Origin of the sequence: Sediminibacillus sp. JSM 1682029 (genome assembly GCF_041366435.1) — a bacterium.
GTDB lineage: Bacteria > Bacillota > Bacilli > Bacillales > Amphibacillaceae > Sediminibacillus > Sediminibacillus terrae.
The window spans coordinates 203,699-222,353 of record NZ_JBEWYY010000002.1 but is presented as its reverse complement, the minus strand read 5'-3'; the positions used below and the strand labels follow the sequence as shown (position 1 = coordinate 222,353).

16 protein-coding genes are annotated in these 18,655 nt (G+C 44.9%); 15 read left to right on the top strand and 1 reads right to left on the bottom strand.

The window, feature by feature from the left end:
• Positions 1 to 141 precede the first annotated feature (141 nt).
• From lepA to deoC, 10 genes are all read left to right on the top strand, one after another.
• Positions 142 to 1,956 carry a translation elongation factor 4 gene (gene lepA, locus ABVF09_RS04980; protein WP_371068711.1) on the top strand — a complete coding sequence of 605 codons (1,815 nt, stop codon included), beginning with the start codon at positions 142 to 144 and terminating at the stop codon, positions 1,954 to 1,956.
• Between the two features lie 164 nt (positions 1,957 to 2,120).
• Positions 2,121 to 3,278: a radical SAM family heme chaperone HemW gene (gene hemW / locus ABVF09_RS04975; RefSeq protein WP_371068710.1), complete on the top strand. Its 1,158-nt coding sequence runs from the start codon at positions 2,121 to 2,123 to the stop codon at positions 3,276 to 3,278.
• Between the two features lie 77 nt (positions 3,279 to 3,355).
• Positions 3,356 to 4,387, top strand: a complete 1,032-nt coding sequence (gene hrcA, locus ABVF09_RS04970; protein WP_153464615.1) for a heat-inducible transcriptional repressor HrcA — start codon at positions 3,356 to 3,358, stop codon at positions 4,385 to 4,387.
• 169 nt (positions 4,388 to 4,556) lie between these two features.
• Complete coding sequence (gene grpE, locus ABVF09_RS04965) at positions 4,557 to 5,120, top strand: nucleotide exchange factor GrpE (RefSeq protein ID WP_026771150.1); 564 nt, start codon at positions 4,557 to 4,559, stop codon at positions 5,118 to 5,120.
• Positions 5,121 to 5,150: 30 nt separating this feature from the next.
• Positions 5,151 to 6,980 (top strand): molecular chaperone DnaK, encoded by a 1,830-nt coding sequence (gene dnaK / locus ABVF09_RS04960; protein ID WP_026569897.1) that lies wholly within the window; start codon positions 5,151 to 5,153, stop codon positions 6,978 to 6,980.
• Between the two features lie 208 nt (positions 6,981 to 7,188).
• Complete coding sequence (gene dnaJ, locus ABVF09_RS04955; protein WP_026569898.1) at positions 7,189 to 8,316, top strand: molecular chaperone DnaJ; 1,128 nt, start codon at positions 7,189 to 7,191, stop codon at positions 8,314 to 8,316.
• 152 nt (positions 8,317 to 8,468) lie between these two features.
• Positions 8,469 to 9,425 (top strand): 50S ribosomal protein L11 methyltransferase, encoded by a 957-nt coding sequence (prmA, locus tag ABVF09_RS04950; protein WP_026569899.1) that lies wholly within the window; start codon positions 8,469 to 8,471, stop codon positions 9,423 to 9,425.
• Positions 9,426 to 10,181: a 16S rRNA (uracil(1498)-N(3))-methyltransferase gene (locus ABVF09_RS04945; protein ID WP_371068709.1), complete on the top strand. Its 756-nt coding sequence runs from the start codon at positions 9,426 to 9,428 to the stop codon at positions 10,179 to 10,181.
• A gap of 2 nt (positions 10,182 to 10,183) precedes the next feature.
• Entirely contained in the window at positions 10,184 to 11,539 is a 1,356-nt protein-coding gene (gene mtaB, locus ABVF09_RS04940; protein WP_026569901.1) for a tRNA (N(6)-L-threonylcarbamoyladenosine(37)-C(2))-methylthiotransferase MtaB, read from the top strand.
• 143 nt (positions 11,540 to 11,682) lie between these two features.
• The gene (gene deoC / locus ABVF09_RS04935; protein ID WP_026569902.1) at positions 11,683 to 12,354 is read left to right on the top strand and encodes a deoxyribose-phosphate aldolase; all 672 of its coding nucleotides are present in this window, start codon (positions 11,683 to 11,685) and stop codon (positions 12,352 to 12,354) included.
• 152 nt (positions 12,355 to 12,506) lie between these two features.
• Here deoC and ABVF09_RS04930 read toward each other — a convergent pair whose 3' ends face one another.
• A complete protein-coding gene (locus tag ABVF09_RS04930; RefSeq protein WP_153464611.1) occupies positions 12,507 to 13,439 on the bottom strand; it encodes a Na/Pi symporter in 933 nt (310 codons plus the stop codon).
• Positions 13,440 to 14,369: 930 nt separating this feature from the next.
• Between ABVF09_RS04930 and rpsU the strand changes: the two genes are divergently transcribed.
• The 5 genes from rpsU to ABVF09_RS04905 all read left to right on the top strand — a co-directional run bounded on the left by rpsU (position 14,370) and on the right by ABVF09_RS04905 (position 18,153).
• Positions 14,370 to 14,543, top strand: coding sequence for a 30S ribosomal protein S21 (gene rpsU, locus ABVF09_RS04925; RefSeq protein WP_067837072.1), 174 nt, complete (start codon positions 14,370 to 14,372; stop codon positions 14,541 to 14,543).
• A gap of 21 nt (positions 14,544 to 14,564) precedes the next feature.
• Positions 14,565 to 15,011: a GatB/YqeY domain-containing protein gene (locus ABVF09_RS04920; protein ID WP_026569906.1), complete on the top strand. Its 447-nt coding sequence runs from the start codon at positions 14,565 to 14,567 to the stop codon at positions 15,009 to 15,011.
• 290 nt (positions 15,012 to 15,301) lie between these two features.
• Positions 15,302 to 16,615: an NfeD family protein gene (locus ABVF09_RS04915; RefSeq protein ID WP_371068786.1), complete on the top strand. Its 1,314-nt coding sequence runs from the start codon at positions 15,302 to 15,304 to the stop codon at positions 16,613 to 16,615.
• Positions 16,615 to 17,604 (top strand): flotillin-like protein FloA, encoded by a 990-nt coding sequence (floA, locus tag ABVF09_RS04910; RefSeq protein WP_026569908.1) that lies wholly within the window; start codon positions 16,615 to 16,617, stop codon positions 17,602 to 17,604. Before ABVF09_RS04915 ends, floA begins: the two co-directional genes overlap by 1 nt.
• A 30-nt stretch (positions 17,605 to 17,634) precedes the next feature.
• The gene (locus ABVF09_RS04905) at positions 17,635 to 18,153 is read left to right on the top strand and encodes a hypothetical protein (RefSeq protein WP_026569909.1); all 519 of its coding nucleotides are present in this window, start codon (positions 17,635 to 17,637) and stop codon (positions 18,151 to 18,153) included.
• Positions 18,154 to 18,655 lie beyond the last annotated feature (502 nt).

The following is an 18,655-nucleotide window of genomic DNA, read 5'->3' as shown; positions in this document are numbered from 1 at the left end:
ATGTCGAAGGCAAGAATAACTGCCGGAAACATACTGCTGTCATTTATTTGCGGGAACTCCACTGTTTTCGTTGAATGTATTGCTGCCTACTGCTATAATCAATGCTAGTTATCGTTGCTCGAAAAATAGGAGTGATCATCATTGGTTAATGCAAGGAATCAAAGTAGAGTACGCAATTTTTCCATCATCGCTCACATCGATCATGGAAAATCAACACTTGCCGACAGAATTTTGGAAAAAACAAAGGCACTTACTTCCCGGGAAATGAAGGAGCAATTCCTCGACGCCATGGACTTGGAACGGGAACGTGGAATCACGATAAAGTTAAATGCTGTACAGCTGAAATATCAACGCGACAATGGAGAAGATTATCTATTCCATCTGATCGATACACCTGGTCATGTAGACTTTACATACGAAGTGTCGCGTAGTTTGGCAGCTTGCGAAGGTGCTATCCTGGTGGTGGACGCTGCCCAGGGAATAGAGGCCCAGACATTGGCGAATGTGTATCTTGCGCTTGACAACGATCTGGAAATCATTCCGGTCATTAATAAAGTCGACCTTCCAAGCGCTGATCCGGATCGAGTCAAAAAGGAAATTGAAGATGTAATCGGAATTCCGGCCGATGACGCGATTCTCGCTAGTGGGAAATCAGGACTCGGGGTAGATGAGATACTGGAACAAATCGTCGAAAGGATTCCGGCCCCGCAGGGAGACGCAGAAGCGCCATTGAAGGCGTTGATTTTCGACTCCTTGTACGACCCTTACCGCGGCGTGGTCGCCTACATACGTGTGAAAGAAGGCTCAGTAAAAGTAGGCGACAAGATTAAAATGATGGCGAATGGAAAAGAGTTCGAAGTGAACGAGCTGGGGGTATTCAATCCGAAGCCATTCCAACAAAATGAATTGACAGTAGGAGATGTAGGTTATTTGACGGCCTCCATCAAAAACGTGGGTGACAGCCAGGTCGGTGACACTATCACACTAAGTGGGAGGCCGGCGGCTGAACCTCTGCCAGGATATAAGCGCTTGAACCCGATGGTGTTTTGCGGGATGTATCCGGTGGACGCGAATAATTATAACGATTTACGCGAAGCGCTTGAACGCTTGGAGTTGAACGATTCTTCCCTGCAATATGAAGCAGAAACCTCACAGGCGCTCGGCTTTGGGTTCCGTTGTGGTTTTTTGGGCATGCTCCACATGGAAATCATCCAGGAACGGATCGAGCGTGAATTCAATATCGAACTGATTACGACAGCTCCAAGTGTTATCTATCAAGTCGCTTTGACAGACGGCGAAGAGATAGAAGTGGATAATCCTTCTGTCATGCCGGATCCGCAAAGCGTCCAGGAAGTAAGGGAACCATACGTGAAAGCGACGGTAATGGTGCCCAATGATTATGTAGGTGCGGTTATGGAGCTTTGCCAGAAGAAGCGTGGCGACTTCATTGATATGCAGTATCTCGATGAAGTCCGGGTGAATGTCGTTTATGATATACCGCTCTCAGAAATTGTCTACGACTTTTTTGATCAGTTGAAATCCCAGACAAAAGGGTATGCGTCTTTTGATTATGAATTGATCGGCTACAAGCAATCCAACCTTGTTAAGATGGACATCTTGCTAAACGGGGATACGATCGATGCATTATCGTTTATTGTCCATAGGGATTTTGCATATGAACGAGGGAAACAGATTGTAGAAAAGTTGAAAAATTTGATTCCGCGCCAGCAGTTCGAAGTTCCTGTACAGGCGGCCATCGGCAACAAAGTGGTTGCCCGCTCAACAATCAAAGCGATGCGGAAGAATGTGCTTTCAAAATGTTACGGCGGAGACATTTCCAGAAAAAGGAAGCTGTTGGAAAAGCAAAAAGAAGGAAAGAAGCGGATGAAAATGGTCGGTTCGGTGGAAGTCCCGCAGGAAGCCTTTATGTCAGTGCTGAAAATGGACGAAGAGTAAAATAAAATCTTGCTTCATCATTCTGGCTTACTGCCTACCGGCTGATCAGGCTTCTGTTTACACAAAGATAAGAGTAAATAGTGAAGGAGCTGTTCTTTCTGGAACAGCTCCTTCACTGATAACAACAAGCTACACTGCAATTAGCAGAGAAAGGGCGACACCAAATGGTCAAATCCGTTTATATTCACATACCTTTTTGCCAGCAAATTTGCCATTACTGCGATTTTACTAAATTTTATTATAACGAAACACTTGTGGACGAGTATCTCGATGCTTTGGAGAAGGAGATGTCCACTTATATTGACGAACCGAAACAATCCATGAACACTATATTTGTGGGCGGCGGAACGCCTACAGCATTGAACAGCAGTCAATTGGAAAAACTGCTCCAAATGATCGACAGATATTTCGAAGTGAACTCCTGTGAGGAATATTCCTTTGAAGCGAATCCTGGAGACTTAGATGACGAAAAAATCAAGCTTTTGAAGCATTATGGAGTACAAAGGATATCGATGGGGGTCCAGGTCTTCGACGATGAGATGTTGGAATTCATTGGAAGGGTGCATCGCGTGAAAGATGTATATCAGAATGTGAATGCCTTAACTCGACACGGTTTCGAAAATATCAGCATCGATTTGATATACAGTCTGCCTGATCAGACGTTGGGACATTTTGAACGGACACTTCATGAAGCTTTGTCTTTCCAGCTTCCTCATTATTCAGCCTATTCACTGCAAATTGAGCCGAAGACCATTTTCTATCAACGTTACAAAAAAGGGAAGCTCCATAAACCGAAGGAAGAAGTGGAAGCAGAAATGTACCAGCTGTTGACTGAACAAATGGAGGCGCAAGGGCTCGCGCAATATGAAATCAGTAATTTTGCCAAACTTGGTTATGAGAGCCGTCATAATCTAACGTATTGGAACAATGATCATTACTATGGAATGGGAGCTGGGGCACACGGTTACTTGCCTGGCGAAAGAACTGTCAATTTAAGACCTTTGCCGGCATATGTAGAGCAGGCGTTGAAGGATGGAAAACCGGTACTCCATACAGAACCGATAGGTCTGAAGGAGCGGGTGGAGGAAGAAATGTTCCTCGGCCTTCGCAAACGCCAAGGGGTTTCGAAGCAAAAATTCCGCCAAAAGTACGGGCGGGAGATTGAACATCTCTATGGAAATGAAATAAAGCAGTTAAAACAAAAAGGCTGGCTGACTGAAAAAGCCGGATTTTTACAGCTTACATCCGAGGGCCTTTTGTTTGGAAATGAAGTTTTTCAAGAATTCCTTTTGGATGATGATTCGCTGGAGCTTACTTATTGACAAGAAACTTCCCATTTGATAATTTAATAGTAGATTTAGCACTCGCTGCATAAGAGTGCTAACAGGGGTGATCATCGATGTTATCAAATAGACAGCTGCTCGTATTACAAGTTATTATTGATGAATTCATCACTACTGCACAACCAATTGGTTCCAGAGCTATTGCCAAAAAGGATGAAGTTACCTTCAGTTCTGCGACCATTCGAAACGAAATGGCGGACTTGGAGGAGTTGGGCTTTATTGAAAAAACGCATTCTTCTTCAGGAAGGGTGCCTTCGGAAAAAGGATACAGATTCTATGTGGATCATCTTTTGTCCCCGTTTTCTTTATCCAACTCCGAGCTGGAGATAATCACGCATACTTTTGAAGAGGAAATGCTGGAATTTGAACGGGTTGTGCAAAAGTCAGCCGGAATTCTTTCCGACTTGACGAACTATACATCTATCATTCTAGGGCCTGAGGTCTTTGAAACAAAGTTGAAGCAGATGCAAATCATCAGCCTTACGGCAAACACAGCTGTTGCCATCCTGGTTACCAACACCGGCCATGTCGAACATCGGTCTTTTAATGTACCGCATGAAATCAATGCGGCCGATCTGGAAATACTGGTCAATATACTGAATGATAAATTGGCAGGTGTGCCGATCATCAAGCTGGAGGAAAAGCTGAAAGCAGAAGTAGCGGCATTGCTGAGAGAACATACACGCGATTATAAAACGGCCTACCATTACCTTAACGGGGCTTTGTTTGAGGAGCATCCGGTCAAGCTCTATGTAGGCGGCAAAACCAATATATTGATGCAGCCAGAGTTCAAAGACGTGGAAAAAATACGGTCGCTATATTCCATGATGGAGCAGGAAGAGCTTGTGGCGAGCCTTCTCCGAACAGAAAAAGACGGGATCAAAGTCTCTATTGGACAGGAGAATAAGCTTGATGCCATGCAGGATTGCAGTTTGATCACCGCGACTTATTCTATCGGTGACCAGCAAATGGGAACACTTGCCTTGCTTGGGCCGACGCGGATGGAATATTCCAGGGTGATCAGTCTGTTGAACGTGCTTTCGAAAAGGTTGACCAATACTTTCCGCTCGCTGTATGAAAGGGAATAATTGCGGGCATAGCTGGTATGATGGGAGGCATTATTTCCCATCCCTTCTTTGTGTACAGACAGAATGATTTTTTTGAAATAGTCACAAACGTATTAATTTAACCCACACCATTTTCATGATATATTCTACAATGGTTATGATGGAAGAGGTTGCTTAGGAGGTGACAATCGTGGAAGAAAAAGATCAGGAAAAACAAGAACAGGAAGTAGTGGAAGAACCTGAGCAGGAGCTGGTCGAAGAAACAGCGGAAGATTCCGGCAATGTAGAATCGGATCAGCAGGCTTCACAGGAAATCGAAGCATTAAAGAAGGAAAAGGACGACGTATATCAGCGATTGTTGAGATTACAAGCTGAATATGATAATTTCCGTAAACGCACGCAAAAAGAAAAAGAGGCAGATCTTAAGTATAAGTCGCAATCGCTTGTGTCCGAATTGCTTCCTGTTGTCGATAATTTCGAAAGAGCACTTGATACAGCGCCAGATGATGAATCGACGGCAGGATTTGTGGATGGAATCAAAATGGTTTATCGCCAATTGAAGGATGCTTTAGAAAAAGAAGGCGTCGAAGAAATCAAGACAGAAGGCGAACCGTTCGATCCTACGATCCATCAAGCAGTTATGCAGGTGGAAGATGATCAATATGAATCCAATGTAGTAGTACAAGAATTGCAAAAAGGCTATTTGCTGAAGGACCGTGTCGTCAGGCCGGCCATGGTGAAGGTCAATCAATGACTACATATGCTGTAAAGGAGGAAGTTAGACATGGGTAAAATAATTGGAATTGACTTAGGAACAACAAACTCTTGTGTAGCAGTGATGGAAGGTGGAGAATCAAAGGTAATCCCGAACCCTGAGGGAAACCGTACAACTCCTTCTGTTGTTGCATTCAAGAACGGAGAAAGACAAGTAGGCGAAGTTGCCAAGCGGCAGGCAATCACCAATAAAAACACGATTCAATCAATCAAACGCCATATGGGTACAGACTATAAGGTGGAAATTGAAGGGAAAGAATATACTCCACAGGAAATCTCAGCGATCATTCTGCAGTACATTAAGTCTTATGCAGAGGACTATCTGGGAGAATCTGTCGACAAAGCCGTCATTACCGTACCTGCTTATTTCAATGACGCCGAGCGCCAAGCAACAAAAGACGCAGGTAAAATTGCAGGTCTTGAAGTAGAGCGTATCATCAACGAACCAACTGCAGCTGCATTGGCATATGGTATTGATCAAGATGGCCAAGATCAAACAATTCTTGTTTATGACTTGGGCGGCGGTACATTCGACGTTTCGATTCTGGATATCGGCGAAGGTACCTTTGAAGTTGTGGCCACTGCGGGGGACAACCGTTTGGGCGGCGATGACTTTGACCAAGTGATTATTGATCATATGGTTGCAGAGTTCAAAAAAGAAAATGGAATCGATCTGTCGCAAGACAACATGGCATTGCAACGTCTGAAAGATGCTGCCGAAAAAGCGAAAAAAGACCTTTCCGGTGTTGCACAAACTCAAATTTCCCTTCCATTTATCACTGCTGGGGATGCCGGCCCGCTTCATTTGGAAATGAACTTGACCCGTGCGAAATTCGATGAGCTGTCTTCAGATCTTGTAGAGCGTACAATGGGACCAACTCGCCAGGCGTTGAAAGACGCAAGTATGAGTGCGGGTGAAATCGATAAAGTGCTTCTTGTGGGTGGTTCAACCAGGATTCCTGCTGTCCAGGAGGCAATCAAAAAGGAAATCGGCAACGATCCGTCCAAAGGAGTAAACCCTGATGAAGTTGTTGCACTTGGTGCTGCTATCCAAGGCGGTGTGTTGCAAGGCGACGTCAAGGATGTAGTATTGCTGGATGTTACACCATTATCATTGGGTATCGAAACAATGGGCGGTGTAACGACGAAGTTGATTGAACGGAATACGACTATTCCTACCAGCCATTCACAAGTATTCTCAACAGCCGCAGATAATCAAACAGCGGTTGATATCCATGTGCTGCAAGGTGAACGAGAAATGGCTGCCGACAACAAAACAATGGGCCGTTTCCAGTTGACCGATATCCCGCCAGCACCACGCGGTGTACCGCAAATCGAAGTATCTTTCGATATCGATGCAAATGGTATCGTAAATGTCCGGGCAAAAGACCTTGGCACGAACAAAGAACAATCGATCACCATCAAATCATCTTCCGGCCTATCTGACGAAGAAGTGGAACAAATGGTGAAAGATGCGGAAGCAAACGCAGAAGAAGATAAGAAACGCCGTGAAGAAGTAGAACTTCGCAACGAAGCAGATCAATTGGTTTTCACAACAGATAAAACCATCAAAGACCTAGGCGACAAGGTATCTGAAGATGAAAAACAAAAAGCTGAGTCTGCCAAAGAAGAATTGCAAAAAGCGCTGGAAGAAGGCGACCTGGAGCAAATCAGAACGAAAAAAGATGCACTGCAGGAGCAAGTTCAAGCTTTATCGGTCAAACTATATGAACAAGCGCAGGCAGATGCCCAGGCCCAACAAAGTGAAGGCGGCCAGGAAGGCGAAGACGTAGTGGACGCCGATTATGAAGAAGTAGACGATGATGAAGAGAAAAAATAAGCGTTAAAATAAGTCCGTGTCAAAAAGTCAAAGTCAGGATTTCCTTGGCTTTGGCTTTTTACACGTCATTCATCTTATAACACCAATTGATCAAGCTTCTATTTTTTATTTGCCCCAACTCATCTACACGAAAAGGTATTTGCTCAGTTACGGGAAGTAATGTTATGATAAACTTTATGCTATAGAGATTCGGGAGAGTGATCTTCAAGTGAGTAAAAGAGACTATTATGAAATCCTTGGTGTCTCCAAAGACGCTTCCAAGGATGAAATTAAAAAAGCATACCGGAAATTGGCCCGCAAATATCATCCGGATGTTAATAAAGAAGCAGATGCTGCCGACAAGTTTAAAGAAGCGAAGGAAGCTTATGAAGTATTGGGCGATGAACAAAAAAGAACACAGTATGACCAGTTCGGTCATGCAGGACCGCAGAGTCAGGGATTTGGCGGCGGTTTTGGCGGGGCCGAGGACTTTGGTGGTTTCGGCGATATTTTCGACATGTTCTTTGGCGGCGGTGGAAGAAGGCGGGACCCTAATGCACCACGGCAGGGGGCTGACTTACAATACACCATGACGCTGGATTTCGAGGAAGCTATTTTCGGTAAGGAAACTGACATTCAAATTCCGCGGGAAGAAACCTGTGACACTTGTAATGGATCTGGCGCCAAGCCTGGAACAGAACCAAAAACCTGTTCACATTGTAATGGGTCAGGTCAGTTGAATATGGAGCAAAACACACCATTCGGCCGTGTTGTAAACAAGCGTGTCTGCCATTATTGCCAAGGCACAGGCAAAATCATACCTGACAAGTGCAATACTTGCGGTGGAACAGGAAAAGTGAAAAAACGCAAAAAAATTCATATCAACATCCCGGCAGGAATTGACGAAGGACAGCAAATCCGAGTTTCCGGACAAGGCGAAGCCGGTGCCAACGGGGGACCTCCAGGAGACTTATATGTCGTGGTCCAAATCAAACCTCACGAATTTTACCAGCGCGAAGGCGACCATATTTTCTGTGAAATGCCGATAACTTTTGCCCAGGCGGCCCTGGGAGATGAAATTGAAGTGCCCACAGTCCATGGTAAAGTAAAGCTTAAAGTTCCAGCTGGAACACAGACAGGCAAGACGTTCCGCTTGAAAGGAAAAGGAGCTCCGAATGTACGTGGTTATGGACATGGAGATCAACATGTCAACATCCGCGTGGTGACTCCTACAAATCTTACAGAACGGCAACAGGAAATCTTGCGCGAATTCAACGATATCAGCGGTAATCAGCCGACGGAAGAGCAGCACGGAACATTCTTTCAGCGGGTAAAACGCGCATTCAAAGGGGAATGACCATAAGTGGGAAAAAACGGCGGGAGGATACAAATAATGTAACTTCCTGCCCGTTTTTTAAATAGCTTCCATCACGACTTACATAATCTATTTATCAATAATCGCAAAAAAGCCTAGTCATCAGACTTTTTGCGGAAAAGCGGGTGATTCCAGTGAAATGGTCAGAAATCACAATCCACACGACAAATGAGGCGATAGAACCGATTTCCAATATACTTCACGAAGCAGGTGCCAGTGGAGTTGTCATCGAAGACCCTAGGGATTTGATAAAAGAAAGAGACACTTTTTACGGTGAAATATACGAGCTGAACCCAGAAGACTATCCAGAAGAAGGCGTCTATGTGAAAGCTTACTTGCCTGTCAACAGTTTTCTCGGAGAAACAGTAGAAGAGATCAAGCAGGCAGTCAATAACCTGCTTCTTTACAATATTGACCTGGGCATGAACAAGATAACGCTTAGCGAAGTGCATGAAGAAGAGTGGGCAACTGCCTGGAAGAAGTATTACAAACCTGTGAAAATATCAGAAAGAGTGACGATTATACCGACTTGGGAGGAGTACACGCCTGTCTCGAGCGACGAAATCATCATTGAACTGGATCCTGGAATGGCTTTTGGGACGGGGACGCACCCTACGACAGTTTTGAGCATCCAGGCATTGGAAAGGTTTGTATCGGAAGGGGATCACATTTTAGATGTCGGTTCTGGGTCAGGTGTGTTGAGCATTGCTTCCGTGCTGTTGGGAGCGGAGCGTGTAAAAGCGTTCGATTTGGATGACATCGCTGTAAAAAGCACTGTCATCAATGCGAAATTGAATCATGTAGAGAGTAAGATTGAATCAAGACAGAATAACTTGCTTGACAACGTGAAAGAAGAAGCGGATGTAATTGTATCCAATATTCTGGCTGAGATTATTGTCCGTTTCGTCGAAGAAGCCTATGACTGCTTGAAACCGGGTGGAACTTTTATTACTTCTGGTATCATTCAAGCAAAAAAACAAATGGTGCGACAGGAATTGGAAAAGAACGGATTCGAAATACTGGAGGTCAATCAGATGGAGGACTGGATCTCCTTTATAGCAAAAAAACCAGAAGCAGAGCAGGTGTTTTAATTGCAGCGATATTTCGTACCTGAAGAGGGATGGAAGGAAAACTCGATCCGAATCACCGGAGATGACAGGCATCACATCAATAGGGTGATGCGTATGCAGTCTGGTGATTCGATTATCTGCAATGCACCGGCAGGCACAGCGGCGGTCTGTACGATCACCGAGGTCACCGATCAGTATATCTCCGCCGACATCGTCGAATGGCTGGAAGAATCCAAAGAGCTTCCGATAGATGTGACAATCGCCCATGGACTTCCTAAAGGGGATAAGCTGGAACTTGTATTGCAAAAAGGAACAGAGCTCGGAGCATCCAGATTCATTCCTTTCCAGGCAGGACGTTCGATTGTGAAGTGGGATCAGAAAAAGGCAGAAAAAAAACTGTCCCGCTATCGGAAAATAGTCAAAGAGGCCAGTGAGCAATCACATCGTAACGTAGTTCCGGAAGTGGAAGCTTTTCTAGATTTTCAAGCCCTTTTGGAAAAGAGTGAAGAATATCCGGTAAAAATATTTGCCTATGAAGATGAGGCAAAAACCAATGATTATCAAGGTTTGAGTGTTATACTGTCTAACGTGGAACCAGGCCAGAAAATCATTGCTTGTATCGGACCGGAGGGCGGCTATACAATAGAAGAAGCCGAAGCCTTCAAAGCCCATGGTTTTGAACCGGTCCGTCTCGGCCCGCGCATACTTAGAACAGAGACTGCACCATTGTATTTGTTGTCGAGTATTTCGTATCATTTTGAAGAATTGGGGTGTTGAAAATGCCGACAGTGGCTTTTCATACATTGGGTTGTAAAGTGAACCATTATGAGACAGAAGGAATTTGGAGAAAATTCAAAGAGGAAGGTTATGAACGGGTGGATTTCGACCACCAGTCCGATGTATATGTAATCAATACATGTACCGTAACCAATACAGGCGATAAAAAAAGCCGGCAAGTGATTCGCCGTGCCATCCGGAAAAACCCGGAAGCAGTTGTTTGTGTTACCGGCTGTTATGCTCAAACCTCACCGGGTGAAATCATGGAGATTCCCGGCGTGGATGTTGTTGTCGGAACCCAGCATCGGGAAAAGATGATCGAGTATATCGAGCAGCATAAGCGGGATCGTCAGCCAATAAACGGAGTTTCAAATATCATGAAAAACCGGGTCTTCGAAGAAATGGACGTACCTGTGTTTACAGACCGGACACGGGCATCCTTGAAAATCCAGGAAGGATGCAATAATTTCTGTACGTTTTGTATCATCCCCTGGTCGCGTGGGCTATTGCGCTCCAGAGAACCTGAAAATGTATTAAAACAAGCTCAGCAGCTTGTAGATGCCGGATATAAAGAAATTGTTCTGACTGGAATTCATACAGCGGGATACGGAGAGGATATGAAGGATTACAACTTTGCCCAATTACTGCGTGAATTGGAAACAAAAGTGGATGGGTTAAAACGTATCCGGATTTCCTCTATTGAAGCGAGTCAAATCACTGACGAGGTGATCGAAGTGCTCGACCAGTCGGATAAAATAGTCCGCCACCTCCACATTCCGTTGCAGTCAGGTTCCGACACCGTTTTAGAGCGAATGAGAAGAAAATATTCTGCTGACTTTTACCGTGGAAAAATCGAAAAAATCAAGCGAGCATTGCCTGGTTTGGCGATTACGTCTGATGTAATTGTCGGTTTTCCTGGAGAAACAGAGGAAGAGTTTCAGGAAACGTACGATTTTATCCGGGAAATCGGCTATTCAGAACTACATGTATTCCCGTTCTCCAAACGCACTGGGACACCAGCGGCACGTATGACTGATCAAGTTGAAGATGATGTGAAGAATGAACGTGTCCGCCGGCTGATCGAGCTTTCGGACCAACAGGCAAAAGAATATGCTTCCCAGTATGAAGGCGAGGTACTGGAAGTGATACCTGAAGAGCGTTTTGACGAAGAGGCAGGAGACAATATATTTGTCGGTTATACGGATAACTACCTGAAGGTGAAATTTGAAGCCTCCGATGACATGATTGGCAAAATTGTCCGTGTGAAAATTACAAAAGCAGGATATCCATATAATGAAGGGCAGTTCGTCCGTGTGATGGATGAACCGAAAATCAACCAAAAAGCAGAAATCTCTTAAAAAATCCGGCCTTGCCGGGTTTTTTAATGTGCTGGACCAAGATTCTCTTTGTTTTAGGTAATTGCTGAACAATGCTTGGTTTTTTCCATTCGGAAGTGCTATCATTGATAAGAGGTTCGTACAACGAGAAAGGATGGGTAAAATTGGATAAAAATCTAGCGGGTATGATTGATCATACACAACTGAAGCCGGATACACCAGTTTCAAAAATTGACCAAATCATTCAAGAGGCAAAAGATAACCATTTTGCTTCCGTGTGTGTTAATCCTTATTGGGTTTCTTACTGTTATCAACAATTAAAGGACACAGACGTAAAAGTCTGCACCGTGATCGGTTTTCCTTTAGGGGCAACAACGACGGAAACAAAGGTGTTTGAAACGGAGCAAGCCATCAAAAATGGAGCTACGGAAGTAGACATGGTTATCAATGTGGGAGCATTGAAATCTGGTGATTCCGATGTAGTGGAAAAGGATATTGCAGCTGTTGTTCATGCAGCTCGCAATCTGGCACTGACTAAAGTAATCATTGAAACTTCTCTGCTGGATGAAGAGGAAAAGGTTACGGCTTGTCAACTGGCTAAAAAAGCCGGCGCTGACTTCGTAAAAACGTCGACAGGTTTCTCTGGGGGCGGTGCAACGGTGGAAGATATAGCTTTGATGAGAAAAACTGTAGGACAAGAAATGGGAGTAAAAGCATCGGGAGGTGTCAGGGACAGGGAAACAACGGATGCGATGATTGAAGCAGGAGCAACTCGTATCGGTGCGAGTGCGGGTGTACAAATTGTCTCCGGAGGCACAGCCGACTCTGATTATTAATCGAGGTAGAGGAAAAGAGTGTACCGGAACGGGCAGACTGTCCAGGCGAGGTAACCTTCGTTTCCTTTCACCCCTGAAATTTTAATAATTTATGGAAAAACACACTGCAACAATGGTTCCTGTTTAGAAGGAAATGTCATGCAGTGTGTTTTTCATATTTCCTGTTCGCCGTGGAACCGGATGATGAACCTCTCGAATAGTCCGATAAACGGCAGGAATAAAAGTACGGAAGCGACATTGAATAAGACGGCAATATGAGCTAGTTGCTTGATGGGATAACTGGACAATGACTCTGCAAATCCAGTAAGTCCGGTAAGGAATGGAAGAAATAGCAGGACGCTGAACAAGTTGAACCAGACATGGGCCATCGCAGTTAAGATAGCTTGTTTACCTGTGCCCAGTGCTGCAAGGACTGCTGTCAGGCAAGTACCGATATTTGCCCCTAGTACGATTGCAATGGAAGCTGCCATGCTTATTAGTCCCTCGTTTAAAAAACTCATCGTAATACCAGTGGTGGCACTTGAAGATTGGATGGCACCACTGAACACCATTCCGATGATCACCCCTGCCTCTGGATTCAACTGAGTAAACATAATGGCATCTTTCAATATCGGAAGTTCCACAATCAGGGGAGCCAATGATTCGAATCCATCCAATGCGACAAAGATGGATCCGATGCCGAACAGGATGGTACCCGCCCCAAAAAGTAATTTTATATTGGAGAACAGCAGGATGGCACCTATGACTACAAAAGCCCATTCGGGAATATAGTGACTGAATGTCAGCAATTCACCTGTTGCGGTCGTTCCGATGTTTGCACCGAGTATGACGCCCAAGGACTGTTTGAAGGTCATCAACCCTACGCTGACAAAACTGATCGTCAGTACCATGATCAAGGAGCTGCTCTGCAATACGGCAGTTGCAAGCAGACCTGTCAGAATACCGTAATAATGATTTTTCGTCATGCCTGCAAGCAATGGTTCTACTTTATGGAAGGCGACATGGTGCAAGCCTGTCCGCAAAACTTGGAAACCGAGAAAAAACAGCATTAAAAATACCGCGGATAAAGAAAGCAAATCAGCCAAACCACTCACCTCGTTACATTATATGGACAGGCGGTGGAAACATGTCTGTTAAAAACTTTCTTTTCAAGGCTGTTTAACAAAAGATGGTTATTCTTGCATGAAAAATATAAACTACGACATAGTTTGGATGCGTCTTTCTGACTTCTTACTTTTGTTGAGTTGGAATTCGACGCTGCGAAAATACCCTGCGCTTTCCGCGGGCGGCTGGTGAGCTTCCTCGAGCTGACGCTCTGCGGGATCTCACCGAGGCCTTTCCTCCCGCGGGAGTCTCCGGGTATTTTCTTCGCTAGGAACAGCATTTCTGTTTAGAAACACCTCGAAATTTTTTTATTCATAAGTACTCCATGCACCGTATCATCAAAAGACATTGCCAGGAAAACAAGCAGAAAGTCCAAGAACAGGAGAAAAGGCGGGAATTACAACTGTCTTTTATGAAAAGAAGTACACATTTCCTGACAAACGTTTTTAAGATGGCTTGTTGGTTCTCAAGGAAAAAGTCTACGCTTCCGTTAATCAGCCTGCTCCTTAGCGCAGGGAGCATACGCAGACTCCTGCGGGAACAGCACGAGCTGAAGATCCACTTGGTAAAGCGGTTTTCTTTACCAAGTTAGCTGAAGCCGTGCCCGCGGAAAGCGAAGTATGCTACCGAAGCGGTGGGTAACACCCTTTTTGAATAGGCAATGGAATTTTCCGTTATAGTTAGCTCGCAGTTTATATCAACTACGGCATACAACGAGTTTCGGAGTGTTTGAGGAGCATGTTAAATAAACAAAAGAATGGCCGCAAGGTAAGAAAAATAGAATTTATTAGTAATTGCTTGTGAAATAAGTTGACCGGGAAATAGCAATATATTATAATTGTCGGGAGACATATGGAAGGATACATATGTCCCAGAAACCTGTTGTATGCTTCGGAGGGAGGGAAAATAGCATGTCAAACACAACTCGCGTTCGTAAAAACGAGTCTCTTGAAGATGCTCTTCGTCGCTTCAAACGCAGTGTATCTAAAAGTGGTACATTGTCTGAATACCGCAAGCGTGAATTTTATGAAAAACCTAGTGTGCGCCGCAAGAAAAAATCTGAGGCTGCTAGAAAGCGTAAGTAACAAAGAGGGTGTAGAAGAGATATGTCATTAGTTGAACGTCTGAACCAGGATATGAAGCAGGCGATGAAAAACAAGGATAAACAAGCCTTGAGTGTCATCCGCATGGTGAAAGCTTCTTTACAGAATGAAGCGATCAAACTTGGTAAAGACGAATTATCTGAAGAAGAAGAACTAACTGTTTTATCCAGAGAGTTAAAACAGCGAAAAGATTCCCTCCAAGAATTCAAAGAAGCTGGACGCGATGATCTTGCGGAAAAACTTGAAGATGAAATAAAAGTTTTACAAGCATATATGCCGAAACAGCTTACAGAAGAAGAACTTGAACAAATTGTTCAAGAAACGATCCAGGAAGTCGGCGCGACTTCCAAAAAAGATATGGGGACAGTGATGAGTGCCATCATGCCTAAAGTAAAAGGGCAGGCTGATGGTTCACAAGTGAATCGTCTTGTCCAAAAGCATTTGTCTTAATTAGTTTAAACAAGTGAGCGCTAAAAGGGAGAAGTGGTTTTCGCCGGTCAAGGCGAAGCTGCTTCTCTTTTTTTATAGGAAAATGACGGGAACTCTTCTTCATTCGGGAGCTTATTCTTATGAATTTGTGGCGTTGGGTGAATACTAACGGCTGAAAATATATGTTAAACTGAAGAAAAGATTTGAAACTTTCATAGGTAGTGGACCGTATACATAGCGTGTCGATAGAAAGGGGGCGATAGCAGGTGGGCAGAAGAATAGCCGTTGTCTTGGTCGTGTTCTTGGGCGTGATAACGGGGTTGATCGGTTCTTTCGTCACTCCAACACCGATTGACGCAGCTGACGGAGACGGGAAGCTGGTGTACGTTATACCGGTTGAAGATGAAGTGGAGCGGGGGCTGGAGGCTTTTCTGAGAAGGACCACACAGGAAGCTGCAGAAGAAAATGCCGACCATATCATTTTTGAAATAGATACACCTGGCGGCCGAGTGGATGCAGCAGGGCAGATAGCTGAAATGTTACAGGATTTAGAAATACAGACGACAGCGTTTATTACAAATGAAGCATTGTCAGCGGGATCGTACATAGCATTGAACACCGACAATATCTACATGAAGCCGCATGCAACAATGGGAGCGAGCGGTGTCATAAACTCAGATGGAACGGCTGCTGATAAAAAGGCACAGTCAGCCTGGATTTCGGCTATGAAGAGTGCCGCTGCTTCTAAGGATAGAGATCCATTGTATGCAGAAGCGATGGCGAATCCTTCGATTGATTTACCGGAGTACGGGGCGCCGGAAGGAGATTTTTTAACCTTAGAGCCGACCACGGCTGTAGAGGTAGGTTATGCTGAAGCAATCGTTAACCACCGTACAGAACTTCTAGCTGAGCTGGATTTGCAAAATGCTGAAATTATCGAAACCGATACTACGCTTGCAGAGGAAATTGCCAGATTTTTGACCAATCCCGTGGTGGTGCCGATACTGTTGTCTCTTGCAAGCATTGGCTTGATCGTAGAGTTATATTCTCCGGGATTCGGCATTCCAGGTTCCATTGGGCTGTTGTCCCTTGTATTATTTTTCTACGGACATATTGTGGCAGGCCTTGCAGGATATGAAGCAGTCATTTTGCTCGTATTAGGAATCATTATGATTATTGCAGAAATTTTTGTGCCCGGAGGAATACTCGGGATTCTCGGGATAGGTGCAGTAGTCGCTGCTCTGTTCATGTCTTCAGCGGATATGGGCCATATGGCCATGAGCATAGCAATCGCCCTACTGTCATCGATCGTTGTTTCTGTTATTCTGTTCAAAACAATCGGTCTGGAAAAAGGTTTCTTTAAAAACATCATATTAAAGGATGCCACCACTACCGAACAGGGATATGTGTCTTCGGTGAGCAGGTTGGATTTAATCGGTTTGGAAGGCAGAGCGGTCACCATGCTTAGGCCGTCAGGAACGGCGGTCTTCGGGGAGGAGCGGCTTGATGTCGTGACAGAAGGAGCTTTTGTCGAGAAGGATACTCCTATCAAGATCGTCAAAACGGAAGGTTCAAGAATTGTGGTAAGAAAAATAAACAATCAACATACACAGGAGGAAGTATAATGGACATTCAAAGTTTATTACCGATCATAGTAATCGGATTAATTGTTATAGCAGTTGCTGTTTTATTCACTTTCATTCCCGTCATGCTCTGGATCAGCGCTTTGGCCGCTGGTGTCCGGGTCAGCATATTCACCCTTGTCGGAATGCGACTGAGAAGGGTCGTCCCTTCCAGAGTGATCAACCCGCTGATCAAAGCGCACAAAGCTGGACTTGGAGTAAACACGAATCAATTGGAGAGTCACTATCTGGCAGGAGGTAATGTCGATCGGGTGGTCAATGCGTTGATTGCCGCACAACGGGCTAATATTGAATTGACATTCGAACGGGCTGCTGCAATTGACTTGGCTGGCCGTGATGTGCTGGAAGCTGTCCAAATGAGTGTTAACCCGAAAGTAATAGAAACACCGTTTATTGCAGGTATTGCTATGGATGGGATTGAAGTGAAAGCAAAAGCCAGGATCACTGTCCGGGCAAATATCGACCGGCTTGTCGGTGGTGCTGGTGAAGATACAGTGATCGCACGTGTTGGTGAAGGGATTGTAAGTACGATTGGTAGCTCGGACAGCCATACGAAAGTATTGGAAAATCCGGATTCCATCTCCCATAATGTCCTATCCAAAGGGTTGGACGCAGGAACAGCTTTTGAAATTCTATCGATTGATATCGCTGATATCGATATCGGTAAAAACATCGGGGCTACTCTTTCCACTGATCAGGCAGAAGCAGACAAAAACATTGCCCAGGCTAAAGCGGAAGAACGTCGTGCAATGGCTGTGGCCCAAGAGCAGGAAATGCTGGCAAGGGTACAGGAAATGCGCGCAAAAGTCGTCGAGGCAGAAGCAGATGTACCGCTCGCGCTCGCCGAGGCGCTTCGATCAGGCAATATGGGCGTGATGGACTATATGAATTATAAGAACATCAATGCTGATACAGATATGCGTGATACGATTGGCAAGCTTTCTCAAGAAGAAAATGACGAGGACCAATAATAGAGGCCGAGTGAAAGAGGAGGATGATCAATGGAGGATTTAATAGGCTTAATCATCCCGCTTCTTGCCGTGGTCGGATGGCTGTTTGGCATGTTTAAAAATGAGGAGGAGGAACAGAAGGGCGGGAAACCTACCCGGCCTTCCCGGCCAAATCCTTCTCCTTCACGCCAACAAACAAGCACTAAAGAGCCTGCACAAACAACTGTGAATGTTGAGGCTGAAACACAAACAAATCCTTCCACTGCAGTAGGGCCGTCGAGTGCACAAACGTATTACGAGAAAAAGAAGGCGAAGCTGGCAGAAACACAGTATGCAGATGTGGACGTTTTTTCTTATCACATGGACTCTATCCAGGAGGTGGAACGACCGAGACAGTTGGATAAAGGAGTCAGCAATCGAACCGCCAAAAAAGACGGCCGTTCGAATAAGAAGCTTTCCATCCGCCGGAATCTATCCAAAAAAGGGATTGCAGAAAGTTTTGTGATGGCAGAAGTGCTCGGTCAGCCTCGGGCTCATCGGCCTTACCAAAAAAGACGGCACACGAAGTGAAAAAGGGACTGGGACAAAAGCATAGTGACCAAAATAAAAACCGAACGATTCGTTCGGTTTTTTGATTACTCGTGCCCAGCACGCTATTAATTGCTTACTGGTGAAAGCCCAGCCTGTGTAAGGATCAAGACGCTCAGTAGCTGACAGGCGACTGGTGGAGAAATCCTAAGGTTGGAGCCCTGTGACAGAGTAACTCCTTTTGGAGTGCGAGCAACTTAACAGGCTTCACATGAAATGAATCCTGCAGCCTCAAGATACTTCGCTTTCCGCAGACACGCCTTCAGCTAATTCGGCAAAGAAATGCCCTTTGCCAAATGGATCTTCAGCTCGCGCTCATCCTGCTGGAGTTACCTTGCCTCGGTTGGTTGGAGATATTCTTTCTTCTGCGTAATTTTCCGTCTTGTCTATTGCCGTTACGAGAAATAACTAAGCCGCATGGAAGCCTTTTACCTTGCTGTTAGTTCACCCCCTCCAATTTCGGAAGAATAACGACTCCTCCCTT

Coding starts and splice junctions, on each gene's coding strand:
- ABVF09_RS04920 (WP_026569906.1), top strand. CDS start 14,565: ATGTCATTAGTTGAACGTCTGAACCAGGATATGAAGCAGGCGATGAAA.
- dnaK (WP_026569897.1), top strand. CDS start 5,151: ATGGGTAAAATAATTGGAATTGACTTAGGAACAACAAACTCTTGTGTA.
- rpsU (WP_067837072.1), top strand. CDS start 14,370: ATGTCAAACACAACTCGCGTTCGTAAAAACGAGTCTCTTGAAGATGCT.
- ABVF09_RS04905 (WP_026569909.1), top strand. CDS start 17,635: ATGGAGGATTTAATAGGCTTAATCATCCCGCTTCTTGCCGTGGTCGGA.
- mtaB (WP_026569901.1), top strand. CDS start 10,184: ATGCCGACAGTGGCTTTTCATACATTGGGTTGTAAAGTGAACCATTAT.
- hrcA (WP_153464615.1), top strand. CDS start 3,356: ATGTTATCAAATAGACAGCTGCTCGTATTACAAGTTATTATTGATGAA.
- hemW (WP_371068710.1), top strand. CDS start 2,121: ATGGTCAAATCCGTTTATATTCACATACCTTTTTGCCAGCAAATTTGC.
- floA (WP_026569908.1), top strand. CDS start 16,615: ATGGACATTCAAAGTTTATTACCGATCATAGTAATCGGATTAATTGTT.